Raw genomic sequence first — 19,311 nt, 5'->3', positions numbered from 1 at the left:
TTGTAGGAGTGCATCGTGCGTAAGTTGACTCAATTGGTTCTCCTGGCCTCCGTACTGGTGGCAGGCCCGGCGTTCGCCGACATGAAAATCGCCGTTCTGAACTATCAGATGGCGTTGCTGGAATCCGACGCGGCGAAGAAGTACGCCGTGGACGCGGAGAAGAAATTCGGCCCGCAACTGACCAAGCTCAAGACTTTGGAAAGCAGCGCCAAGGGCATTCAGGATCGTCTGATGGCCGGTGGCGACAAGATGCAGCAAGGTGAACGCGAGCGTCTGGAGCTGGAATTCAAGCAAAAGGCACGCGACTTCCAGTTCCAGTCCAAGGAGCTGAACGAAGCCAAGGCCGTTGCCGACCGCGAAATGCTCAAGCAGCTGAAGCCAAAGCTGGATGGCGCAGTGGAAGAAGTCATCAAGAAAGGTGGTTTTGACCTGGTGTTCGAGCGTGGTGCAGTGATTGATGTCAAGCCTCAGTACGACATCACGCGCCAGGTTATCGAGCGCATGAATCAGTCGAAGTAACCCATGACCGTGACCATCAAGCTCGGCCAGTTGGCCGAGTTCCTCGGCGCCACCCTGCGGGGCGACCCCGAGAAGCAAATTACTGGGCTAGCCACCTTGCAGGAGGCTGGCCCAGCTCAGTTGAGCTTTCTGGCAAATCCCCAATACCGTAAATACCTGGCCGACAGTCAGGCCGCAGCCTTGTTGCTGAAGGCCGCCGATGCCGAAGGTTACACCGGTGACACGCTGGTGGTGCCGGATCCTTATCTGGCCTACGCCCGTATTTCCCACTTGTTCGACCCAAAACCGAAAGCGGCTGCCGGGATTCATCCGACGGCGATAATCGCCGACGATGCGGTGGTCGATCCGACCGCCAGTGTCGGCGCTTTCGTGGTGATCGAAGCTGGCGCGCGCATTGGCGCGCAAGTGACCCTCGGCCCTCATTGCTTCATCGGTGCGCGCTGCGAAATCGGTGAAGGCGGCTGGCTCAATCCACGCGTGACCCTGTATCACGACGTGCGCATCGGTAAACGCGTGGTGATCCAGTCCGGCGCTGTGCTTGGTGGCGAGGGCTTCGGTTTCGCCAATGAAAAAGGCGTCTGGCAGAAAATTGCCCAGATCGGCGGCGTGACCATCGGCGACGATGTTGAGATCGGCGTGAACACGGCTATTGACCGTGGTGCGCTGGCCGATACGGTCATCGGCAATGGCGTGAAACTGGATAACCAGATTCAGATTGCCCACAACGTGCAGGTCGGTGATCACACGGCCATGGCCGCGTGCGTGGGCATTTCAGGCAGCACCAAAATCGGCAAGCACTGCATGCTGGCCGGCGGTGTCGGCCTGGTAGGGCACATCGACATTTGCGACAACGTATTCCTGACCGGGATGACCATGGTGACTCACTCGATTACCGAGCCGGGTGCCTACTCTTCCGGCACAGCCATGCAACCGGCTGCCGAATGGCGCAAGAGCGCGGCACGTATCCGTCAGCTCGATGACATCGCGCGACGTCTGCGACAGCTGGAAAAACGTACAGGGGAAGTGACCCCTGACGGTAATGCTTCATCAGATGGCTGAAACCCATTCCATATCAAGTGTGCACAGCCTCTAGACTGCCTCCTTGATTTGCTAGAGGAGTGCGCGTCAGTCGCGCTCCCAATCTTTACATAGGCTTCCCCCCGAAATGATGGACATCAACGAGATTCGCGAATACCTGCCTCACCGTTACCCGTTCCTGCTGGTGGATCGGGTCGTGGATCTGGACACGGAAGGCAAGCGCATTCGCGCCTACAAGAATGTCAGCATCAACGAACCGTTCTTCAATGGTCACTTCCCGGCGCATCCGATCATGCCGGGCGTGCTGATCATCGAAGCGATGGCTCAGGCTGCCGGGATCCTCGGGTTCAAAATGCTCGACGTGAAGCCTGCCGACGGCACGCTCTACTACTTCGTCGGCTCCGACAAACTGCGTTTCCGCCAGCCGGTATTGCCGGGCGACCAGTTGATCCTCGAAGCCAAGTTCCTCAGCTGCAAGCGTCAGATCTGGAAGTTCGAATGCCAGGCCTCCGTCGATGGCAAGCCAGTCTGCTCCGCTGAAATCATCTGTGCGGAACGCAAGCTATGAGTTTGATTGACCCTCGCGCAATCATCGATCCGTCGGCCGTTCTGGCCGACGGTGTCGAGGTCGGCCCGTGGTCAATTGTCGGCGCTGGTGTGGAAATCGGCGAAGGCACGGTGATTGGGCCGCATGTGATCCTCAAGGGCCCGACCCGCATCGGCAAGCACAATCGCATCTACCAGTTTTCTTCGGTAGGCGAAGATACGCCCGATTTGAAATACAAGGGCGAAGAAACCCGTCTGGTCATCGGTGACCACAATGTCATTCGTGAAGGCGTGACCATCCACCGTGGCACCGTTCAGGATCGTTCGGAAACCACCCTGGGCGATCACAACCTGATCATGGCCTATGCACACATCGGTCACGACAGCGTCATCGGCAACCACTGCATTCTGGTCAACAACACTGCGTTGGCTGGCCATGTGCACGTTGAAGACTGGGCGATTCTGTCTGGTTTCACTCTTGTGCATCAGTACTGCCACATCGGCGCCCACAGCTTTTCCGGCATGGGCACGGCGATCGGCAAGGACGTACCGGCTTACGTCACCGTGTTCGGCAACCCGGCCGAAGCCCGCAGCATGAATTTCGAAGGCATGCGCCGTCGCGGATTCAGCGAAGACGCCATTCACGCGCTGCGCCGTGCCTATAAAACGGTGTATCGCCAGGGACTGACCGTGGAGCAAGCGCTGGCCCAACTGGTCGAGCCATCCGCGCAGTTTCCGGAAGTGGCGGTGTTCCGCGACTCTATCCAGTCGTCGACCCGCGGCATTACCCGCTAATCATGGCCAGTCTGCGTATTGCGCTGGTGGCGGGAGAGGCTTCCGGTGACATTCTCGGTTCCGGACTCATGCGTGCCCTCAAGGCACAACATCCTGACGTCGAATTCATCGGCGTCGGTGGGCCTTTGATGCAGGCTGAAGGCCTGACCTCCTTTTTTCCGATGGAACGTCTGTCCGTCATGGGGCTGGTGGAGGTGCTTGGCCGTTTGCGTGAGTTGCTCAAACGGCGCAAACAGTTGATTGCCACCTTGATCGCACAAAAGCCGGATGTGTTCATCGGTATCGATGCGCCGGATTTCAACCTCAACATCGAACTCAAGCTGCGCCAGGCCGGAATCAAGACCGTGCATTACGTCAGTCCTTCGGTATGGGCGTGGCGGCAGAAACGCGTGCTGAAGATTCGTGAAGGCTGCGACCTGATGCTCACGCTGTTTCCGTTCGAAGCCAAATTCTATGAAGAGAAAGGCGTGCCGGTGCGGTTTGTCGGCCACTCCCTGGCAGATGTCATTCCGCTGGAGGCCGATCGCGCCGCAGCCCGGGCCGAGCTGGGCTTGCCCGACGGGCCGCTGGTCGCGCTGATGCCTGGCAGTCGCGGCGGTGAAGTTGGCCGTCTCGGTGCGTTGTTTCTCGATACGGCCCAACGTCTGCGCGCCCTGCGTCCTGGCGTGCGTTTTGTGATGCCGTGCGCGAGCGCGGAACGTCGGGTTCAGCTAGAAGAATTGCTCGCCGGCCGTGATCTGCCGGTAACCCTGCTCGACGGCAAATCCCATCTCGCACTGGCTGCGTGCAATGCAGTGTTGATCGCATCCGGCACGGCGACCCTCGAAGCGCTGTTGTACAAGCGGCCGATGGTGGTGGCTTATCGTCTTGCGCCGTTGACGTTCTGGATTCTCAAACGCATGGTCAAGAGCCCGTACGTGTCGCTGCCCAACCTGTTGGCCCAGCGCTTGCTGGTGCCTGAGTTTTTGCAGGACGACGCCACGGTCGAAGCGTTGGCGCAAACCCTGTCGCCGTTGATCGAAGGCGGCGAAGAACAGACCCGTGGATTCGACGAGATTCACCGCACGTTGCGGCTGGACGCCTCCAATCAGGCGGCCGATGCCGTCCTTAACCTGATCGGTCACTCACGATGAGCAAAGTATCCCCGCAACTGGGCCTGGATTTCACTCTGGTAGCCGAAGTCGAAGAGCTGGTCGCCGGCGTCGATGAAGTCGGACGCGGCCCGCTATGCGGCGCGGTGGTGACGGCCGCCGTGATTCTCGACCCGAACCGGCCGATTCTTGGCCTCAACGATTCGAAGAAGCTCACCGAAGCCAAACGCGAAAAGCTCTACGACGAAATCTGCGAGAAAGCCCTGAGCTGGTGCATCGCCCGGGCTGAAGTCGAAGAAATCGACGAGCTGAACATCCTTCACGCAACCATGCTCGCCATGCAGCGCGCGGTGGCCGGGCTGCACATCCAGCCGAAGCTGGCGATGATCGACGGCAATCGCTGCCCGCATCTGCCGATGCGCGCTGAAGCGGTCATTCAGGGTGACGGCAAGGTACCGGCCATTGCCGCGGCGTCGATTTTGGCCAAAGTCAGCCGTGACCGCGAAATGGCAGCGTTCGAATTGATCTACCCGGGATATGGCATCGGCGGCCATAAAGGCTATCCGACCCCCGTTCATCTGGAAGCCCTCGCACGTCTGGGGCCGACCCTGATCCACCGCCGCTCGTTTGCCCCGGTACGCCTGGCTTATGAAGCGCTGGAAACGTTGCAAGTCCTGGCGCCGGTTTAGTCGCGAGGCTGATGTTTTACGCAAGGCCCGGTACAATCCGGGCCTTGTTGTTTTCATGACTTAACGCAGGATCACCATGCCGGCTTCATTTATTCACCTACGCCTGCACACTGAATACTCCCTTGTCGACGGTCTGGTGCGGATCAAACCGCTGGTCAAAGCCCTGAGCGGCATGGGTATGCCTGCCGTTGCGGTCACTGACCAGAACAACATGTGTTCGCTGGTCAAGTTCTACAAAAATGCCATGGGCGCAGGGATCAAGCCGATCTGCGGCGCCGACCTGTGGCTGTCGAACAAGGATCCGGACGCGCCATTAAGCCGGATCAGCCTGCTGGCCATGAATGCCAAGGGCTATCGCAACCTCACCGAACTGATCTCGCGCGGCTTCATCGACGGTCAGCGCAACGGCTCGATCATCATTGAGCGCGAATGGGTGGTCGAGGCCAATGAAGGCCTGATCATGCTCTCGGCGGCCAAAGAGGGCGAGATCGGCCAAGCGATCGTCGGCGGTAACCCGCAAGAGGCGGAAAACCTCGCCCGCGAATGGATGAACGTGTTCGGCGACCGGTTTTACCTGGAAATCCAGCGCACCAGCCGTCCCAACGACGAAGAGCAACTGCACGGCGCCGTCGCGCTGGCGGACAAGCTCGGTGCACCGCTGGTCGCGACCAACGATGTGCGCTTCATCAAACAGGAAGACTTCGCGGCTCACGAAACCCGTGTCTGCATCGGTGAGGGCCGTGCCCTCGACGATCCACGGCGTTCGAAGAACTACAGCGATCAGCAATACCTCAAAAGCGCCGAGGAAATGGCCGAGCTGTTCAGCGACATTCCCGATGCGCTGGAAAACACCGTCGAGATTGCCAAGCGCTGCAACATCGACGTGAAGCTGGGCACGCACTTCCTGCCCAACTTCCCGATCCCCGATGGCATGACCATCGACGAATATTTCCGCAAAGTGTCGTTCGACGGTCTGGAAGAGCGGCTGTCCGTCCTGCTGCCCAAGGACACCACCGAAGACTATGAAGCCAAACGCCAGGTTTACGTCGACCGGTTGAATTTCGAGCTGGATATCATTATCCAGATGGGCTTCCCCGGCTACTTCCTGATCGTAATGGACTTTATCCAGTGGGCCAAAAGCAACGGCGTACCGGTGGGCCCGGGTCGTGGATCGGGTGCCGGTTCGCTGGTGGCCTATGTGCAGAAGATCACCGACCTCGACCCTTTGGAATACGACCTGCTGTTCGAACGTTTCCTCAACCCGGAACGGGTTTCCATGCCCGACTTCGACGTCGACTTCTGCATGGACGGCCGTGACCGGGTGATCGATTACGTAGCCGAGAAATACGGCCGTAACGCGGTAAGCCAGATCATCACCTTCGGCTCGATGGCCGCCAAGGCTGTGGTTCGCGACGTGGCACGGGTGCAGGGCAAGTCCTACGGCCTGGCGGATCGTCTGTCGAAGATGATTCCGTTTGAAGTCGGGATGACTTTGGAAAAAGCCTACGAGCAGGAAGAAATCCTGCGCGACTTCATCAAGGTTGATGAAGAGGCTGCGGAAATCTGGGAGATGGCGCGCAAGCTCGAAGGCGTCGTGCGTAACGTCGGTAAACACGCCGGTGGTGTGGTCATCGCTCCGACCAAGCTGACTGACTTCTCGCCGATCTATTGCGATGAGGCCGGTGACGGTCTGGTGACGCAATTCGACAAAGATGACGTCGAGGCGGCCGGTCTGGTGAAGTTCGACTTCCTCGGTCTGCGAACCCTGACGATCATCGACTGGGCGCTGAAAACCATCAACCGCGAGCGCGCCAAGGTTGACGAGCCGCCGCTGGACATCGCGTTCATCCCGCTGGATGACAAACCGACGTATCAACTGCTGCAAAAAGCCGAAACCACGGCGGTGTTCCAGCTTGAATCCCGGGGTATGAAAGAGCTGATCAAAAAGCTCAAGCCCGACTGCCTGGAAGACTTGATCGCACTGGTGGCGTTGTTCCGTCCGGGCCCGCTGCAATCGGGCATGGTGGACGACTTCATCAACCGTAAGCACGGTCGCGCCGAACTGGCGTACCCGCACTCGGATTATCAATACGAAGGCCTCAAGCCTGTATTGGCACCGACTTACGGCATCATCCTGTATCAGGAACAGGTGATGCAGATTGCTCAGGTCATGGCCGGTTACACCCTCGGCGGTGCGGACATGTTGCGTCGCGCCATGGGTAAGAAGAAACCCGAGGAAATGGCCAAACAGCGCGGCGGTTTCATTGAAGGTTGCGCGACCAACAATATCGACGCCGATCTGGCCGGTAACATTTTCGATCTGGTGGAAAAATTCGCCGGTTACGGTTTCAACAAATCCCACTCCGCCGCCTATGGCCTGGTGTCGTACCAGACAGCGTGGCTGAAGGCTCACTACCCGGCGCCGTTCATGGCGGCGGTGCTGTCGGCGGACATGCACAACACCGACAAGGTCGTGACCTTGATCGAAGAAGTGCGCACGATGAAGTTGCGCCTCGACGCGCCGGACGTGAATACCTCGGAATTCAAGTTCACGGTGAACGACGATGGCCGCATCGTGTACGGTCTCGGCGCGATCAAAGGCGTCGGCGAAGGCCCGGTGGAAGCGATCACCGAGGCGCGTCAGGCCGGCCCGTTCAAGGATCTGTTCGACTTCTGTGCTCGTGTCGACCTCAAGCGCATCAACAAACGAACCCTCGATGGCTTGATTCGCAGCGGCGCACTGGATCGTCTCGGTCCGTACTTCCACGATGAACAAAAAGCCTACCAAGCCAACATCGACCGCAACCGCGCGGTGCTGCTGGCGGCGATGGAAGAAGCGATCAAGTCGGCCGAGCAGACTGCGCGTACCCACGACAGCGGCCACGCCGACCTGTTTGGCGGCTTGTTTGTCGAAGAGGATGCCGACGTCTACGCGATCCATCGCAAGGCCAAGGAGCTGACGCTCAAGGAGCGACTCAAAGGTGAAAAAGACACTTTGGGCCTGTACCTGACCGGTCACCCGATTGACGAATACGAAGGCGAAATCCGCCGCTTCGCCCGTCAGCGCATCATCGACCTGAAACCGGCGCGGGATACCCAGACCGTCGCGGGGATGATCATCGCCTTGCGGGTGATGAAAAACAAAAAGGGCGACAAGATGGGCTTCATCACCCTTGATGACCGCTCCGGGCGAATCGAGGCGTCGCTGTTTGCCGATGCGTTCCATTCTGCGCAATCGCTGTTGCAGACCGACGCGATGGTGGTGGTCGAAGGGGAGGTCAGTAACGATGATTTCTCTGGTGGCCTGCGCCTGCGGGTCAAGCGCGTGATGAGCATGGAGGATGCGCGCACCAATCTCGCCGAAAGCCTGCGCCTGAAGCTGCAAACCCAGGACTTGAAGGGCGATCAGCTACGCTGGCTGGGTGATCTGCTCAAGCGCCATCGCGGCGCATGCCCGATCACCATGGAGTACACGAGCCCCGATGCGAAGACCTTGCTGCAGTTCGGCGAGACCTGGCGGATCGATCCGGCGGATGCGTTGATTCAAGCCCTGCGTGACCAGTTCGGGCGAGACAACGTCTTCCTCCAATACCGTTGACCGGCAAGGTGCTATCAATCCCCTTGCCCGCGACCTGAATTTTTAATCTCGACCTCAGCGCGCCTCTCCCTTAAGGTAGGCGCGAATAGACAAACGGCCGGCCCAAGCTCATTTGGGACACGACCCAAGACGGACGCCTATGAACCCGAATTTTCTAGATTTCGAACAGCCGATCGCCGACCTGCAAGCCAAGATCGAAGAGTTGCGCTTGGTCGGTAATGACAATTCGCTGAATATCGGCGATGAGATCTCGCGCCTGCAGGACAAGAGCAAGACGCTGACCGAAGACATCTTCGGCAAGCTGACCAGCTGGCAGATCGCACGCTTGGCGCGTCACCCTAAACGCCCGTACACCCTGGACTACATCCAGCACATCTTCACCGAGTTCGACGAACTGCATGGCGACCGTCACTTCTCCGACGACGCGGCCATTGTCGGCGGCGTTGCGCGCCTGGATGACCAGCCGGTGATGATCATTGGTCACCAGAAGGGCCGTGAAGTACGCGAGAAGGTGCGTCGCAACTTCGGCATGCCGCGTCCGGAAGGCTACCGCAAGGCTTGCCGCCTGATGGAAATGGCCGAGCGTTTCAAAATGCCGATCCTGACCTTCATCGACACCCCGGGCGCTTATCCTGGCATCGACGCCGAAGAGCGCAACCAGAGCGAGGCAATTGCCTGGAACCTGCGCGTCATGGCTCGCCTGAAAACCCCGATCATCGCCACCGTTATTGGTGAAGGTGGTTCCGGTGGTGCATTGGCCATTGGTGTCTGCGACCAGTTGAACATGCTGCAATATTCGACCTACGCCGTGATCTCGCCGGAAGGTTGTGCATCGATCCTGTGGAAAACCGCCGAAAAAGCGCCGGATGCCGCTGAAGCGATGGGCATCACCGCTGAGCGCCTGAAAGGCCTGGGCATTGTCGATAAAGTCATCGGCGAGCCATTGGGCGGCGCCCACCGCGATCCGGTCGCGGCTGCGGCATCGATCCGCGCCGAGCTGAGCTCGCAACTGGCGATGCTGAAGAAGTTCGACAATGACGCGCTGCTGGCCCGTCGTTACGAGCGTCTGATGAGCTACGGCCTGTAACGAAACACGCAATACCCCCTGTAGGAGTGAGCCTGCTCGCGATGAGGGCGTAACATTCAACAAATGTGTTGGCTGTTACACCGCTATCGCGAGCAGGCTCACTCCTACATTTGTTTGGGGCAAAGAATTAGATAGGGTCAGTCCATGATTGATTTGCCTTCCCGGGTTTTGCCGAATCTGACGACCTGGCACAATGCCAAGGCCTGGCGTATCGCTTTCTCCGGTGGTCTCGATTCCACCGTCCTCCTGCACCTGCTTGCCCAACTTGCAAAAACCGTATCCCTGCCGGCGCTCAGCGCCATCCATGTACACCATGGTCTTCAGGCGGCGGCGGATGCGTGGCCGGAACACTGTCAGTCTGTTTGTGATGCGCTGAGCGTGCCGTTGCAGGTGGTGCGAGTCACGGTGCACCCCGGTGCGAGTCTTGAGCGCGCGGCGCGTGAGGCTCGATACGCCGCGTTTGCTTCCATGACGTTGGCCGATGAGGTACTGCTGACAGGTCAACACCGTGACGATCAGGCTGAAACGCTGTTGTTTCGCTTAATGCGTGGGGCGGGGGTGAGAGGTTTGTCGGCCATGCCGGTTCTGCGGTCGTTGGGGCAGGGCAGTCTGGTTCGCCCGTTGCTCGACATTTCGCGGGCTGAACTGGAGGCTTATGCCCGGCAACACGGGTTGCGCTGGACCGAAGACCCGTCCAATCAGGATCACCGGTTTTCGCGAAACTATTTGCGCCATCAGGTGGTGCCGCTGCTGACTGCTCGCTGGCCACAGGCACAGGCGAGCATGGCGCGCAGCGCAGGTCATCTTCGCGAGGCCGAGGGTTTGCTGAATGAGTTGGCGCAGATCGATCTTACTCAAGCTGCCACTGCGAGCGAGTTCGATTGGCTCGCAGTGCCTTCGCTGGCGATGGCGCCGATCACAAAACTTTCTGCCGCCCGCCAGCGCAACGTCCTCAGCCATTGGCTCGAACCGTTGACCCGGTTGCCGGATGCCGACCATTGGTCAGGCTGGACGGATCTGGCTGAGGCTGTGGGCGATGCGTCTCCAGTCTGGCAGCTGGCCGACGGCGAACTGCATCGCAGTGCCGGTCGCATCTGGTGGCTCAGTGGTCACTGGCTGAGTAAGCCAGTGGTCAGCGGCGAGTGGCACGACCCATCTTCAGCGCTACGCTTGCCCGATAACGGTCAGGTCACCTTGAGCGGTCAAGCGCCCCATGGGCCGTTGCGCATCGCCTACCGACAGGGCGGCGAAGTGATGCAACTGGAGGGGCGGGGACACCGCGATCTCAAGCGTCTGCTCAACGAGCGTGCGGTGCCGGCCTTCATCCGTGGCAGATTGCCGCTGCTCTATCGCGGTGACGAATTGCTCGCGGTGGCGAACCTGCCGGGCCTTGATGGCAATGTGCTGGACGGCTGGCGTTTGCATTGGGGGCTTCAGAGCGAAGATCAAGGTTTGAGATGAAAGGGGCATTCCGGTAGACTACGCTCCCTTCTTGATACAACTTCTGTGGATTCGCCTGAATTGCAGGAGTTGCCGATTACCAAGCAGTCTTTGCTGGGCGATTCCAAAAAATGTGTAGCGAACAACCTACCGGTGTTTCATCTGCCGGTCTGTCACCACGCGGCGGTTTTTTTGAAAGGTGCACTGTGATTAATGCAGGTGATCGGGGGCTTCGGCCTTCCTTCGCTTTCCCCGGCGGCACTGACCGCTTTAACGCAGACTTCTAGGGTTTTTCATGACGCGCTACATATTCGTCACGGGCGGTGTTGTTTCTTCATTGGGGAAAGGCATTGCATCGGCATCATTGGCGGCCATCCTGGAGGCGCGGGGACTTAAGGTCACCATGCTCAAGCTGGATCCGTACATCAACGTCGACCCGGGCACCATGAGCCCGTTCCAGCACGGTGAAGTGTTCGTCACCCACGACGGCGCCGAGACCGACCTGGACCTGGGCCACTACGAGCGGTTCATCCGCACGACAATGACCCAGAACAACAACTTCACCACCGGTCGTGTCTACGAGCACGTCCTGCGCAAAGAGCGCCGTGGTGACTACCTGGGTGCAACCATCCAGGTGATCCCGCACATCACCGACGAAATCAAGCGCCGAATCATCAAGGGTGCAGGCGATGCCGACGTGGCGATGGTCGAAATCGGTGGCACCGTGGGTGACATCGAGTCGCAACCTTTCCTCGAAGCCATCCGCCAGCTGCGTTTCGAAGTCGGTGCCAAGCGCGCGATGCTGATGCACCTGACCCTCGTGCCGTACATCGCCACTGCCGGCGAAACCAAAACCAAGCCAACCCAGCACTCGGTCAAGGAACTGCGTTCCATCGGCCTGCAACCTGACGTGCTGGTGTGCCGCTCCGATCACCCGATCGATATCTCTTCGCGTCGCAAAATCGCCCAGTTCACCAACGTTGAAGAACGTGCGGTGATTGCGCTGGAAGACGCCGACACCATCTACAAGATCCCGGGCATCCTGCACTCGCAGGGTCTGGACGATTTCGTCGTAGAGCGTTTCGGCCTGCAATGTGGCGGTGCGGATCTGTCCGAGTGGGACGCTGTGGTCGACGCCAAGCTGAACCCGGAACATGAAGTCACCATCGCGATGGTCGGCAAGTACATGGAACTGCTCGACGCCTACAAGTCGCTGATCGAAGCGATGAGTCACGCCGGCATCAGCAACCGCACCAAGGTCAACCTGCGTTATATCGATTCCGAAGACATCGAAAACCAGGGCACCGCGCTGCTGGAAGGCGTTGACGCGATCCTCGTACCGGGCGGCTTCGGGCTGCGCGGCGTGGAAGGCAAGATCACCGCCGTTCAATACGCTCGCGAAAACAAGGTTCCGTACCTGGGCATCTGCCTGGGCATGCAAGTCGCCGTGATCGAGTTCGCACGTAACGTGATGGGCTGGAAAGACGCCAACTCCACCGAGTTCGATCGCGCCAGCGGTCACCCGGTTGTCGGTCTGATCACCGAGTGGGAAGACGCCACCGGTGCAGTCGAAATCCGTACCGAAGCGTCCGACCTGGGCGGCACCATGCGCCTCGGCGCTCAGGAATGCCTGCTCGAAGCCGGCTCCAAGGTGCACGACTGCTACGCCAAGGATGTGATTGTCGAGCGTCACCGTCACCGTTACGAAGTGAACAACAACCTGCTGCCACAACTGATCGAAGCCGGCCTGAAAATCTCCGGTCGCTCGGCGGATGCTGCGCTGGTTGAAGTGGTCGAAGCGGCGGATCATCCGTGGTTCGTGGCTTGCCAGTTCCACCCGGAGTTCACCTCGACTCCTCGCGATGGTCACCCACTGTTCAGCGGCTTCGTCAAAGCGGCTTTGGCTCAACACCAGAAGAAGGCGTAATCCCGATGGCACAGAAGATCATCCGCGTCGGCGACATCGAGATCGCCAACGACAAACCCATGGTGCTGTTCGGCGGCATGAACGTGCTGGAAAGCCGTGACATGGCCATGCAGGTTTGCGAAGAGTACGTGAGGGTCACCGAAAAGCTCGGTATCCCTTACGTGTTCAAGGCCAGTTTCGACAAGGCCAACCGGTCTTCTGTGACTTCGTATCGCGGCCCTGGCCTGGAAGAAGGCATGCGCATCTTCCAGGACATCAAGCAAGCTTTCGGCGTGCCGATCATCACCGACGTCCATGAGCCTGAACAGGCCGCCGTCGTTGCTGAAGTCTGCGACATCATCCAGTTGCCGGCCTTCCTGTCGCGTCAGACCGACCTGGTCGTCGCGATGGCCAAGACCGGTGCCGTGATCAACATAAAGAAAGCCCAGTTCCTCGCGCCTCAGGAAATGAAACACATCCTGAACAAGTGCGTCGAAGCGGGTAACGATCAATTGATCCTTTGCGAGCGTGGTTCGAGCTTCGGTTACAACAACCTCGTGGTCGACATGCTCGGCTTCGGCATCATGAAGCAGTTCGAATACCCGGTGTTCTTCGACGTGACCCACGCGCTGCAAATGCCTGGCGGTCGTTCCGACTCCGCCGGCGGTCGCCGGGCACAGGTGCTCGATCTGGCCAAGGCAGGCATGAGCCAAGGTCTGGCCGGTCTGTTCCTCGAAGCACATCCGGATCCGGACAATGCCAAATGCGACGGCCCTTGCGCCTTGCGTCTGGACAAACTGGAGCCATTCCTGGCCCAGCTCAAAGCGTTGGACGAACTGGTTAAGAGTTTTCCGACGGTAGAAACCGCGTAAACCTCAATTCTCCGGTAAAGTACCGCACGATTTGAGGCTCAGGCCTTCGGGCCTGAGCCTTGTCGTCCGCAAGTCTGCCCGCTGTACTTCGCTTGCCGACGATTGAAGATTTCCTCTAGCTGCGTCGTTTTCGTCAACTTTGGAGTGTTTACAACAATGGCAAAAATCGTCGACATCAAAGGTCGTGAAGTTCTCGACTCCCGTGGCAATCCCACCGTGGAAGCGGACGTGCTTCTCGACAACGGCATCATCGGCAGCGCTTGCGCGCCGTCCGGTGCATCCACTGGCTCGCGTGAAGCGCTCGAGCTGCGTGATGGCGACAAGAGCCGTTACCTGGGCAAGGGCGTGCTCAAAGCCGTGGGCAACATCAACGGCCCGATCCGCGACCTGCTGTTGGGTAAAGACCCAAGCGACCAGAAAGCCCTCGATCACGCGATGATCAAGCTCGACGGCACCGAAAACAAAGCGACCCTGGGCGCCAACGCCATCCTCGCCGTTTCCCTGGCTGCGGCCAAGGCCGCTGCTCAGGATCAGGATCTGCCGCTGTACGCGCACATCGCCAACCTGAACGGTACTCCGGGTGTTTACTCGATGCCGGTGCCGATGATGAACATCATCAACGGTGGCGAGCACGCCGATAACAACGTCGACATCCAGGAATTCATGGTTCAGCCGGTTGGCGCCAAGTCTTTCTCGGAAGGTCTGCGCATGGGCACCGAGATTTTCCATCACCTCAAAGCTGTGCTGAAGGCTCGTGGCCTGAGCACTGCCGTCGGTGACGAAGGTGGTTTCGCGCCGAACCTGGCTTCCAACGAAGACGCTTTGAAAGTGATCTCGGAAGCTGTGGCCAACGCCGGTTACAAACTGGGCACCGACGTGACCCTGGCGCTGGACTGCGCGGCCAGCGAATTCTACGAAGACGGCAAGTACAACCTGTCCGGCGAAGGCCAGGTGTTCACCGCTGAAGGTTTTGCCGACTACCTGAAAGGTCTGACCGAGCGTTATCCGATCATCTCCATCGAAGACGGTCTGGACGAGTCCGACTGGGCTGGCTGGAAGATCCTCACCGACAAGATCGGCCAGAAGACCCAACTGGTCGGCGACGACCTGTTCGTGACCAACACCAAGATCCTGAAAGAAGGCATCGATAAAAAGATCGCCAACTCGATCCTGATCAAGTTCAACCAGATCGGCACCCTGACTGAAACCCTGGAAGCCATCCAGATGGCCAAGGCTGCCGGTTACACCGCGGTGATCTCGCACCGTTCGGGCGAAACTGAAGATTCGACCATTGCCGACCTGGCCGTGGGTACTGCGGCCGGTCAGATCAAGACCGGCTCCCTGTGCCGTTCCGACCGCGTTTCCAAGTACAACCAACTGCTGCGTATCGAAGAGCAGTTGAATGGCAAAGCCAAGTACAACGGTCGCAGCGAGTTCCGCGGCTGAGTCGTATCTGATAAAAGACACCGGATTGTGTCGAAAAAGTCGTGACAGCGATGGATTTGCCACTAATCTGATGCCTTAACAGCACAAGCCTGGGTTTTCCAGGCTTCGTGCTATCAGACGCTTCAAAGTTTGGCATGGCTGTCTTTTTCCACTGGATACCCGATATTCGATGCGCAGTCCCAATTGGTTGTTTCTCGTTCTGCTCTTGTTGCTGGCTGGCTTGCAGTACCGCCTGTGGCTAGGTAACGGCAGTCTGGCGCAGGTGGCCGAGCTGAATCAGCAGATTGCCGAGCAGCACGCCGAAAACGAAGGGCTGCTGGAACGCAACCGAGTGATGGACGCCGAAGTCAGTGAGCTGAAAAAAGGCATGGAGACCGTCGAAGAGCGGGCTCGCCATGAGTTGGGCATGGTCAAGGACGGCGAAACTCTCTATCAGTTAGCCCAATGATCGATTCCCTGCCGGCCTTCTGGGCCGTGATTCCTGCCGCGGGCGTCGGTGCCCGAATGGCCGCGGACCGTCCCAAGCAATACCTGCAACTGGGCGGACGCACAATTCTCGAACACAGCCTCGGCTGTTTCCTCGATCACCCAAGCCTTAGAGGGCTGGTGGTCAGCCTTGCCGTTGATGACCCTTACTGGCCGAACTTGCCGAGCGCCAACGATTGGCGCATTCAGCGCGTCGAGGGTGGTGCCGAGCGTTCTGCATCGGTGCTCAATGCTTTGCTGCATCTGCACGCGCAAGGTGCCGGCGATGAAGACTGGGTGTTGGTGCACGACGCGGCACGGCCCAATCTGAGCCGTGACGATCTCGATAAATTGCTCGGTGAGTTGGCCGATGACCCGGTCGGTGGCCTGCTCGCAGTACCGGCGAAGGACACCCTCAAGCGTGCCGACAAGCATGGGCGCGTGGTCGAAACCGTTGACCGCAGCGTGATCTGGCAGGCTTATACGCCGCAGATGTTTCGCCTCGGGGCATTGCATCGGGCGTTGGCGGACAGTCTGGTGGCGGATGCGGTGATTACTGATGAGGCGTCGGCGATGGAATGGGCGGGGTTGGCGCCGCGTTTGATCGAAGGTCGATCGGATAATCTGAAAGTAACGCGGCCGGAAGATCTGGAATGGTTGCGTCAGCGTTGGGCTAACCGACGCTGATTGCTGTGGTGCCTGGCAGATTGTCTTGGCGAGCAAACACAACGCACCATTCAGACCCGATATTCCGGCCGTTCAGCCAACCCTTCCTTCAAAAAATCCACCAACTTACGCACCTTCGGCGACAGATGCCGCTGCTGCGGGTACAACGCCCAAACGGCGGTATTGGGTGGTTGATGGCTTTCCAGCAGCGAAATTAACGCACCATTTTTCAGATGCTCCAGCACGTAATAGTCCGGCAGCTGACACAACCCGACCCCTTGTAACGCTGCATCCAGCACCGCTTGCCCACTGTTGCAGCGCCAGTTTCCCTGTACCCGTTGGGAAAATTCCCGCCCGTTCTGTTCCAGTTGCCAGATATCGGTGCTGCCAATCAGGCAATTGTGGCGGCTCAGTTCTGACAAGCTGTGTGGCCGACCGTACCGTTCGACGTAGGAGGGCGACGCGCAGAGGTACATGCGCCGCGGTGCCAGGCGCGTGGCGACCAACCGCGAGTCCTGCAACCGACCTAAACGAATTGCGAGATCCAGCCCTTCATGCACCAGGTCGAGCTGGCGATTGCTCAGTTCGATGTCGATGCGCAGTTGCGGATACAGTCCCATGAACCGTGTCACCAGCGGCACGATGAATCGCTCGCCGTAAGCCACGGCACACGTCATGCGCAACATGCCTTTGGGTTCACTGCCCAGATCACCGACCGCCCTCAATGCTTCCTCGCGACCGTCCTGTAATCGTTGGCAATGTTGCAAGAAGGTTTGGCCGGCTTCGGTCAGTGTCACGCGTCGGGTGCTGCGATAGAGCAGACGTGTCTGTAAACGCTCCTCCAGTCGTACGATTTGTCGACTGATATGCGAGGAAGAAACCCCCAGGCGCTCGGCGGCGGCGGTGAATTGGCTACATTCGGCGACGGCGACGAACTCATCGATGCCTTCCCAGCGGTTGTCCGACATCAAAGATTATCCCTGTGTGGCAATAATGTTTTGCTTTTGGCTAGATTATTCATCGATCGGCCATGGATTACACTCACTGTCTTGTTTTTATTCACTGGAGAGTCAGCATGATCAAGTCGCGCGCCGCCGTTGCCTTCGAAGCCAAGAAGCCGCTGGAAATCGTAGAAGTCGATGTCGCCATGCCCAAGGCTGGCGAAGTCTTGCTTCGTGTGGTGGCCTCCGGTGTTTGCCACACCGACGCTTACACCCTGTCCGGCGCTGACCCGGAAGGCATCTTTCCGTCGATTCTCGGTCACGAAGGTGGCGCAATTGTTGAAGCGATCGGCGAGGGCGTGACTTCCGTAGCCGTCGGTGACCATGTAATCCCGCTGTACACGCCGGAATGTGGTCAGTGCAAATTCTGCAAGTCGGGCAAAACCAACCTGTGTCAGGCGATTCGCGCCACCCAGGGCAAAGGCCTTATGCCGGACGGCACTTCGCGTTTTTCCTACAAGGGTGAAACGATTTTTCACTACATGGGTACTTCGACGTTCTCCGAGTACACCGTGTTGCCGGAAATCTCCGTGGCCAAAATCTCCAAGGATGCGCCGCTGGAAAAAGTCTGCCTGCTGGGCTGCGGTGTCACCACCGGTATCGGTGCGGTGCTTAACACTGCCAAGGTGAAACCCGGTGATACCGTAGCCATTTTCGGCCTGGGCGGTATCGGTCTGTCGGCGGTGATCGGTGCAGTGAAAGCCAAGGCTGCACGCATCATTGCCATCGACATCAACCCGGCCAAGTTCGAAATTGCCAAGCAGCTGGGTGCAACCGATTGCGTCAACCCGAAAGACTTTGATCGTCCGATCCAGGAAGTCATCGTCGACATGACCGATGGAGGCGTCGACTTTTCCTTCGAGTGCATCGGTAATGTTCAACTTATGCGCGCCGCACTGGAATGCTGCCACAAGGGCTGGGGTGAGTCGGTGATCATCGGCGTGGCCGGTGCCGGTCAGGAAATCTCCACCCGTCCGTTCCAGTTGGTGACCGGTCGCGTCTGGCGTGGTTCGGCTTTTGGCGGCGTGCGTGGTCGCACCGAGTTGCCAAGCTACGTCGACATGGCCCAGAGCGGCGAGATCCCGCTGGACACCTTCATCACCCACACCATGGGCCTGGAAGATATCAACAAGGCGTTTGACCTGATGCACGAAGGCAAAAGCATTCGCACTGTCATTCATTTTTAAGAGCAGCTGGGCGCTCTGAGCTTGAAGCTTCAAGAGAGGGCACTGCGCCTTTTCTTGCGGCTTGAAGCTTGCGGCTCGCAACTGGGAGATCCCATGACTCTGGAAAACATTTCGTGTCAGAAAAGTTTTGGTGGCTGGCACAAGCGTTATCGCCATCGTTCTGATGTGCTTGGCTGTGACATGGTGTTTGCCGTGTATCTGCCGCCGCAGGCGGAGCAGGGCGGTAAGTTGCCGGTGTTGTATTGGCTGTCGGGGCTGACCTGCACCGACGAGAACTTCATGCACAAGGCCGGTGCTTTGCGCATGGCTGCCGAGTTAGGCTTGATCATCGTGGCGCCGGACACCAGTCCTCGCGGCTCTGATGTGCCGGGCGACCCGGACGGCGCGTGGGATTTCGGCCTGGGGGCGGGGTTTTATCTGAATGCCACGCAGGAACCCTGGTCGCGGCATTATCGGATGCATGACTATGTCGTGCAGGAATTGCCGGCATTGGTTGAAGGGCATTTCCCGGCTTCGGACAAACGCGGGATCAGCGGCCACTCCATGGGTGGTCACGGTGCGTTGGTCTGCGCGTTGCGCAACCCGGGGCGTTACCTGTCGGTGTCGGCGTTTTCGCCGATCAACAATCCGATGGATTGCCCGTGGGGTCAGAAGGCGTTCTCCCGTTATTTGGGCGAAGACCGTTCGAAGTGGCGCGAATGGGATGCCTGCGCATTGATCGCCGAAGCTGATGAGAAGTTGCCGCTGCTGGTCGATCAAGGTGATCGTGATGATTTCCTCGCCACCCAACTCAAACCCGAAGCACTGCAACAAGCGGCAAAACAAGCGGGTCATCCGCTGACGTTGCGCCTGCAACCGGGCTACGACCACAGCTATTTCTTCATCTCAAGCTTTATTGACGACCACTTGCAGCATCACGCGCGCACTCTGGTCGGCTAATGCAGGTAGAATCACGCCCTGACAAA

17 protein-coding genes are annotated in these 19,311 nt (G+C 58.8%); 16 read left to right on the top strand and 1 reads right to left on the bottom strand.

All coding sequences use genetic code 11. The features are described 5' to 3' along the window. Positions 1 to 15: 15 nt before the first annotated feature. From GIW69_RS19705 to ispD, 14 genes are all read left to right on the top strand, one after another. Positions 16 to 519: an OmpH/Skp family outer membrane protein gene (locus tag GIW69_RS19705; protein ID WP_236484450.1), complete on the top strand. Its 504-nt coding sequence runs from the start codon at positions 16 to 18 to the stop codon at positions 517 to 519. A 3-nt stretch (positions 520 to 522) separates the two neighbouring features. Then, a complete protein-coding gene (lpxD, locus tag GIW69_RS19700; RefSeq protein ID WP_236484449.1) occupies positions 523 to 1,578 on the top strand; it encodes a UDP-3-O-(3-hydroxymyristoyl)glucosamine N-acyltransferase in 1,056 nt (351 codons plus the stop codon). Between the two features lie 106 nt (positions 1,579 to 1,684). Then, positions 1,685 to 2,125, top strand: a complete 441-nt coding sequence (gene fabZ, locus GIW69_RS19695) for a 3-hydroxyacyl-ACP dehydratase FabZ (RefSeq protein WP_236484448.1) — start codon at positions 1,685 to 1,687, stop codon at positions 2,123 to 2,125. Beyond that, the gene (gene lpxA / locus GIW69_RS19690) at positions 2,122 to 2,898 is read left to right on the top strand and encodes an acyl-ACP--UDP-N-acetylglucosamine O-acyltransferase (protein ID WP_236484447.1); all 777 of its coding nucleotides are present in this window, start codon (positions 2,122 to 2,124) and stop codon (positions 2,896 to 2,898) included. Before fabZ ends, lpxA begins: the two co-directional genes overlap by 4 nt. A 2-nt stretch (positions 2,899 to 2,900) precedes the next feature. After that, positions 2,901 to 4,031, top strand: a complete 1,131-nt coding sequence (gene lpxB / locus GIW69_RS19685) for a lipid-A-disaccharide synthase (RefSeq protein ID WP_268945634.1) — start codon at positions 2,901 to 2,903, stop codon at positions 4,029 to 4,031. Then, entirely contained in the window at positions 4,028 to 4,678 is a 651-nt protein-coding gene (gene rnhB / locus GIW69_RS19680; RefSeq protein WP_236484446.1) for a ribonuclease HII, read from the top strand. The genes lpxB and rnhB overlap by 4 nt, the downstream gene beginning before the upstream one ends. 76 nt (positions 4,679 to 4,754) lie before the next feature. Further along, positions 4,755 to 8,276 carry a DNA polymerase III subunit alpha gene (gene dnaE, locus GIW69_RS19675; protein ID WP_236484445.1) on the top strand — a complete coding sequence of 1,174 codons (3,522 nt, stop codon included), beginning with the start codon at positions 4,755 to 4,757 and terminating at the stop codon, positions 8,274 to 8,276. 139 nt (positions 8,277 to 8,415) lie between these two features. Then, a complete protein-coding gene (locus tag GIW69_RS19670; RefSeq protein ID WP_236484444.1) occupies positions 8,416 to 9,363 on the top strand; it encodes an acetyl-CoA carboxylase carboxyltransferase subunit alpha in 948 nt (315 codons plus the stop codon). Positions 9,364 to 9,507: 144 nt separating this feature from the next. Further along, the gene (tilS, locus tag GIW69_RS19665; protein ID WP_236484443.1) at positions 9,508 to 10,824 is read left to right on the top strand and encodes a tRNA lysidine(34) synthetase TilS; all 1,317 of its coding nucleotides are present in this window, start codon (positions 9,508 to 9,510) and stop codon (positions 10,822 to 10,824) included. A 274-nt stretch (positions 10,825 to 11,098) separates the two neighbouring features. Next, positions 11,099 to 12,730 carry a CTP synthase gene (pyrG, locus tag GIW69_RS19660; RefSeq protein WP_236484442.1) on the top strand — a complete coding sequence of 544 codons (1,632 nt, stop codon included), beginning with the start codon at positions 11,099 to 11,101 and terminating at the stop codon, positions 12,728 to 12,730. Positions 12,731 to 12,735: 5 nt separating this feature from the next. Then, positions 12,736 to 13,581: a 3-deoxy-8-phosphooctulonate synthase gene (gene kdsA / locus GIW69_RS19655; RefSeq protein WP_236484441.1), complete on the top strand. Its 846-nt coding sequence runs from the start codon at positions 12,736 to 12,738 to the stop codon at positions 13,579 to 13,581. A 156-nt stretch (positions 13,582 to 13,737) separates the two neighbouring features. Beyond that, positions 13,738 to 15,027, top strand: a complete 1,290-nt coding sequence (eno, locus tag GIW69_RS19650; RefSeq protein WP_236484440.1) for a phosphopyruvate hydratase — start codon at positions 13,738 to 13,740, stop codon at positions 15,025 to 15,027. Positions 15,028 to 15,196: 169 nt separating this feature from the next. Then, positions 15,197 to 15,475, top strand: a complete 279-nt coding sequence (gene ftsB / locus GIW69_RS19645; RefSeq protein ID WP_236484439.1) for a cell division protein FtsB — start codon at positions 15,197 to 15,199, stop codon at positions 15,473 to 15,475. Further along, positions 15,472 to 16,179, top strand: a complete 708-nt coding sequence (gene ispD, locus GIW69_RS19640; protein WP_236484438.1) for a 2-C-methyl-D-erythritol 4-phosphate cytidylyltransferase — start codon at positions 15,472 to 15,474, stop codon at positions 16,177 to 16,179. The genes ftsB and ispD overlap by 4 nt, the downstream gene beginning before the upstream one ends. A gap of 50 nt (positions 16,180 to 16,229) precedes the next feature. Here ispD and GIW69_RS19635 read toward each other — a convergent pair whose 3' ends face one another. Next, positions 16,230 to 17,126, bottom strand: a complete 897-nt coding sequence (locus GIW69_RS19635) for a LysR family transcriptional regulator (protein ID WP_236484437.1) — start codon at positions 17,124 to 17,126, stop codon at positions 16,230 to 16,232. A 107-nt stretch (positions 17,127 to 17,233) separates the two neighbouring features. Here GIW69_RS19635 and GIW69_RS19630 point away from each other — a divergent pair, with 107 nt between their 5' ends. Beyond that, the gene (locus GIW69_RS19630; RefSeq protein ID WP_008081726.1) at positions 17,234 to 18,346 is read left to right on the top strand and encodes an S-(hydroxymethyl)glutathione dehydrogenase/class III alcohol dehydrogenase; all 1,113 of its coding nucleotides are present in this window, start codon (positions 17,234 to 17,236) and stop codon (positions 18,344 to 18,346) included. A gap of 93 nt (positions 18,347 to 18,439) precedes the next feature. Further along, positions 18,440 to 19,285, top strand: coding sequence for an S-formylglutathione hydrolase (fghA, locus tag GIW69_RS19625; protein WP_236484436.1), 846 nt, complete (start codon positions 18,440 to 18,442; stop codon positions 19,283 to 19,285). Positions 19,286 to 19,311 lie beyond the last annotated feature (26 nt).

The organism is Pseudomonas syringae, assembly GCF_021605415.1.
Classification (GTDB): domain Bacteria; phylum Pseudomonadota; class Gammaproteobacteria; order Pseudomonadales; family Pseudomonadaceae; genus Aquipseudomonas; species Aquipseudomonas syringae_S.
The sequence above is the reverse complement of the archived record's forward strand: the minus strand, read 5'-3'. Positions and strand labels throughout refer to the sequence as shown.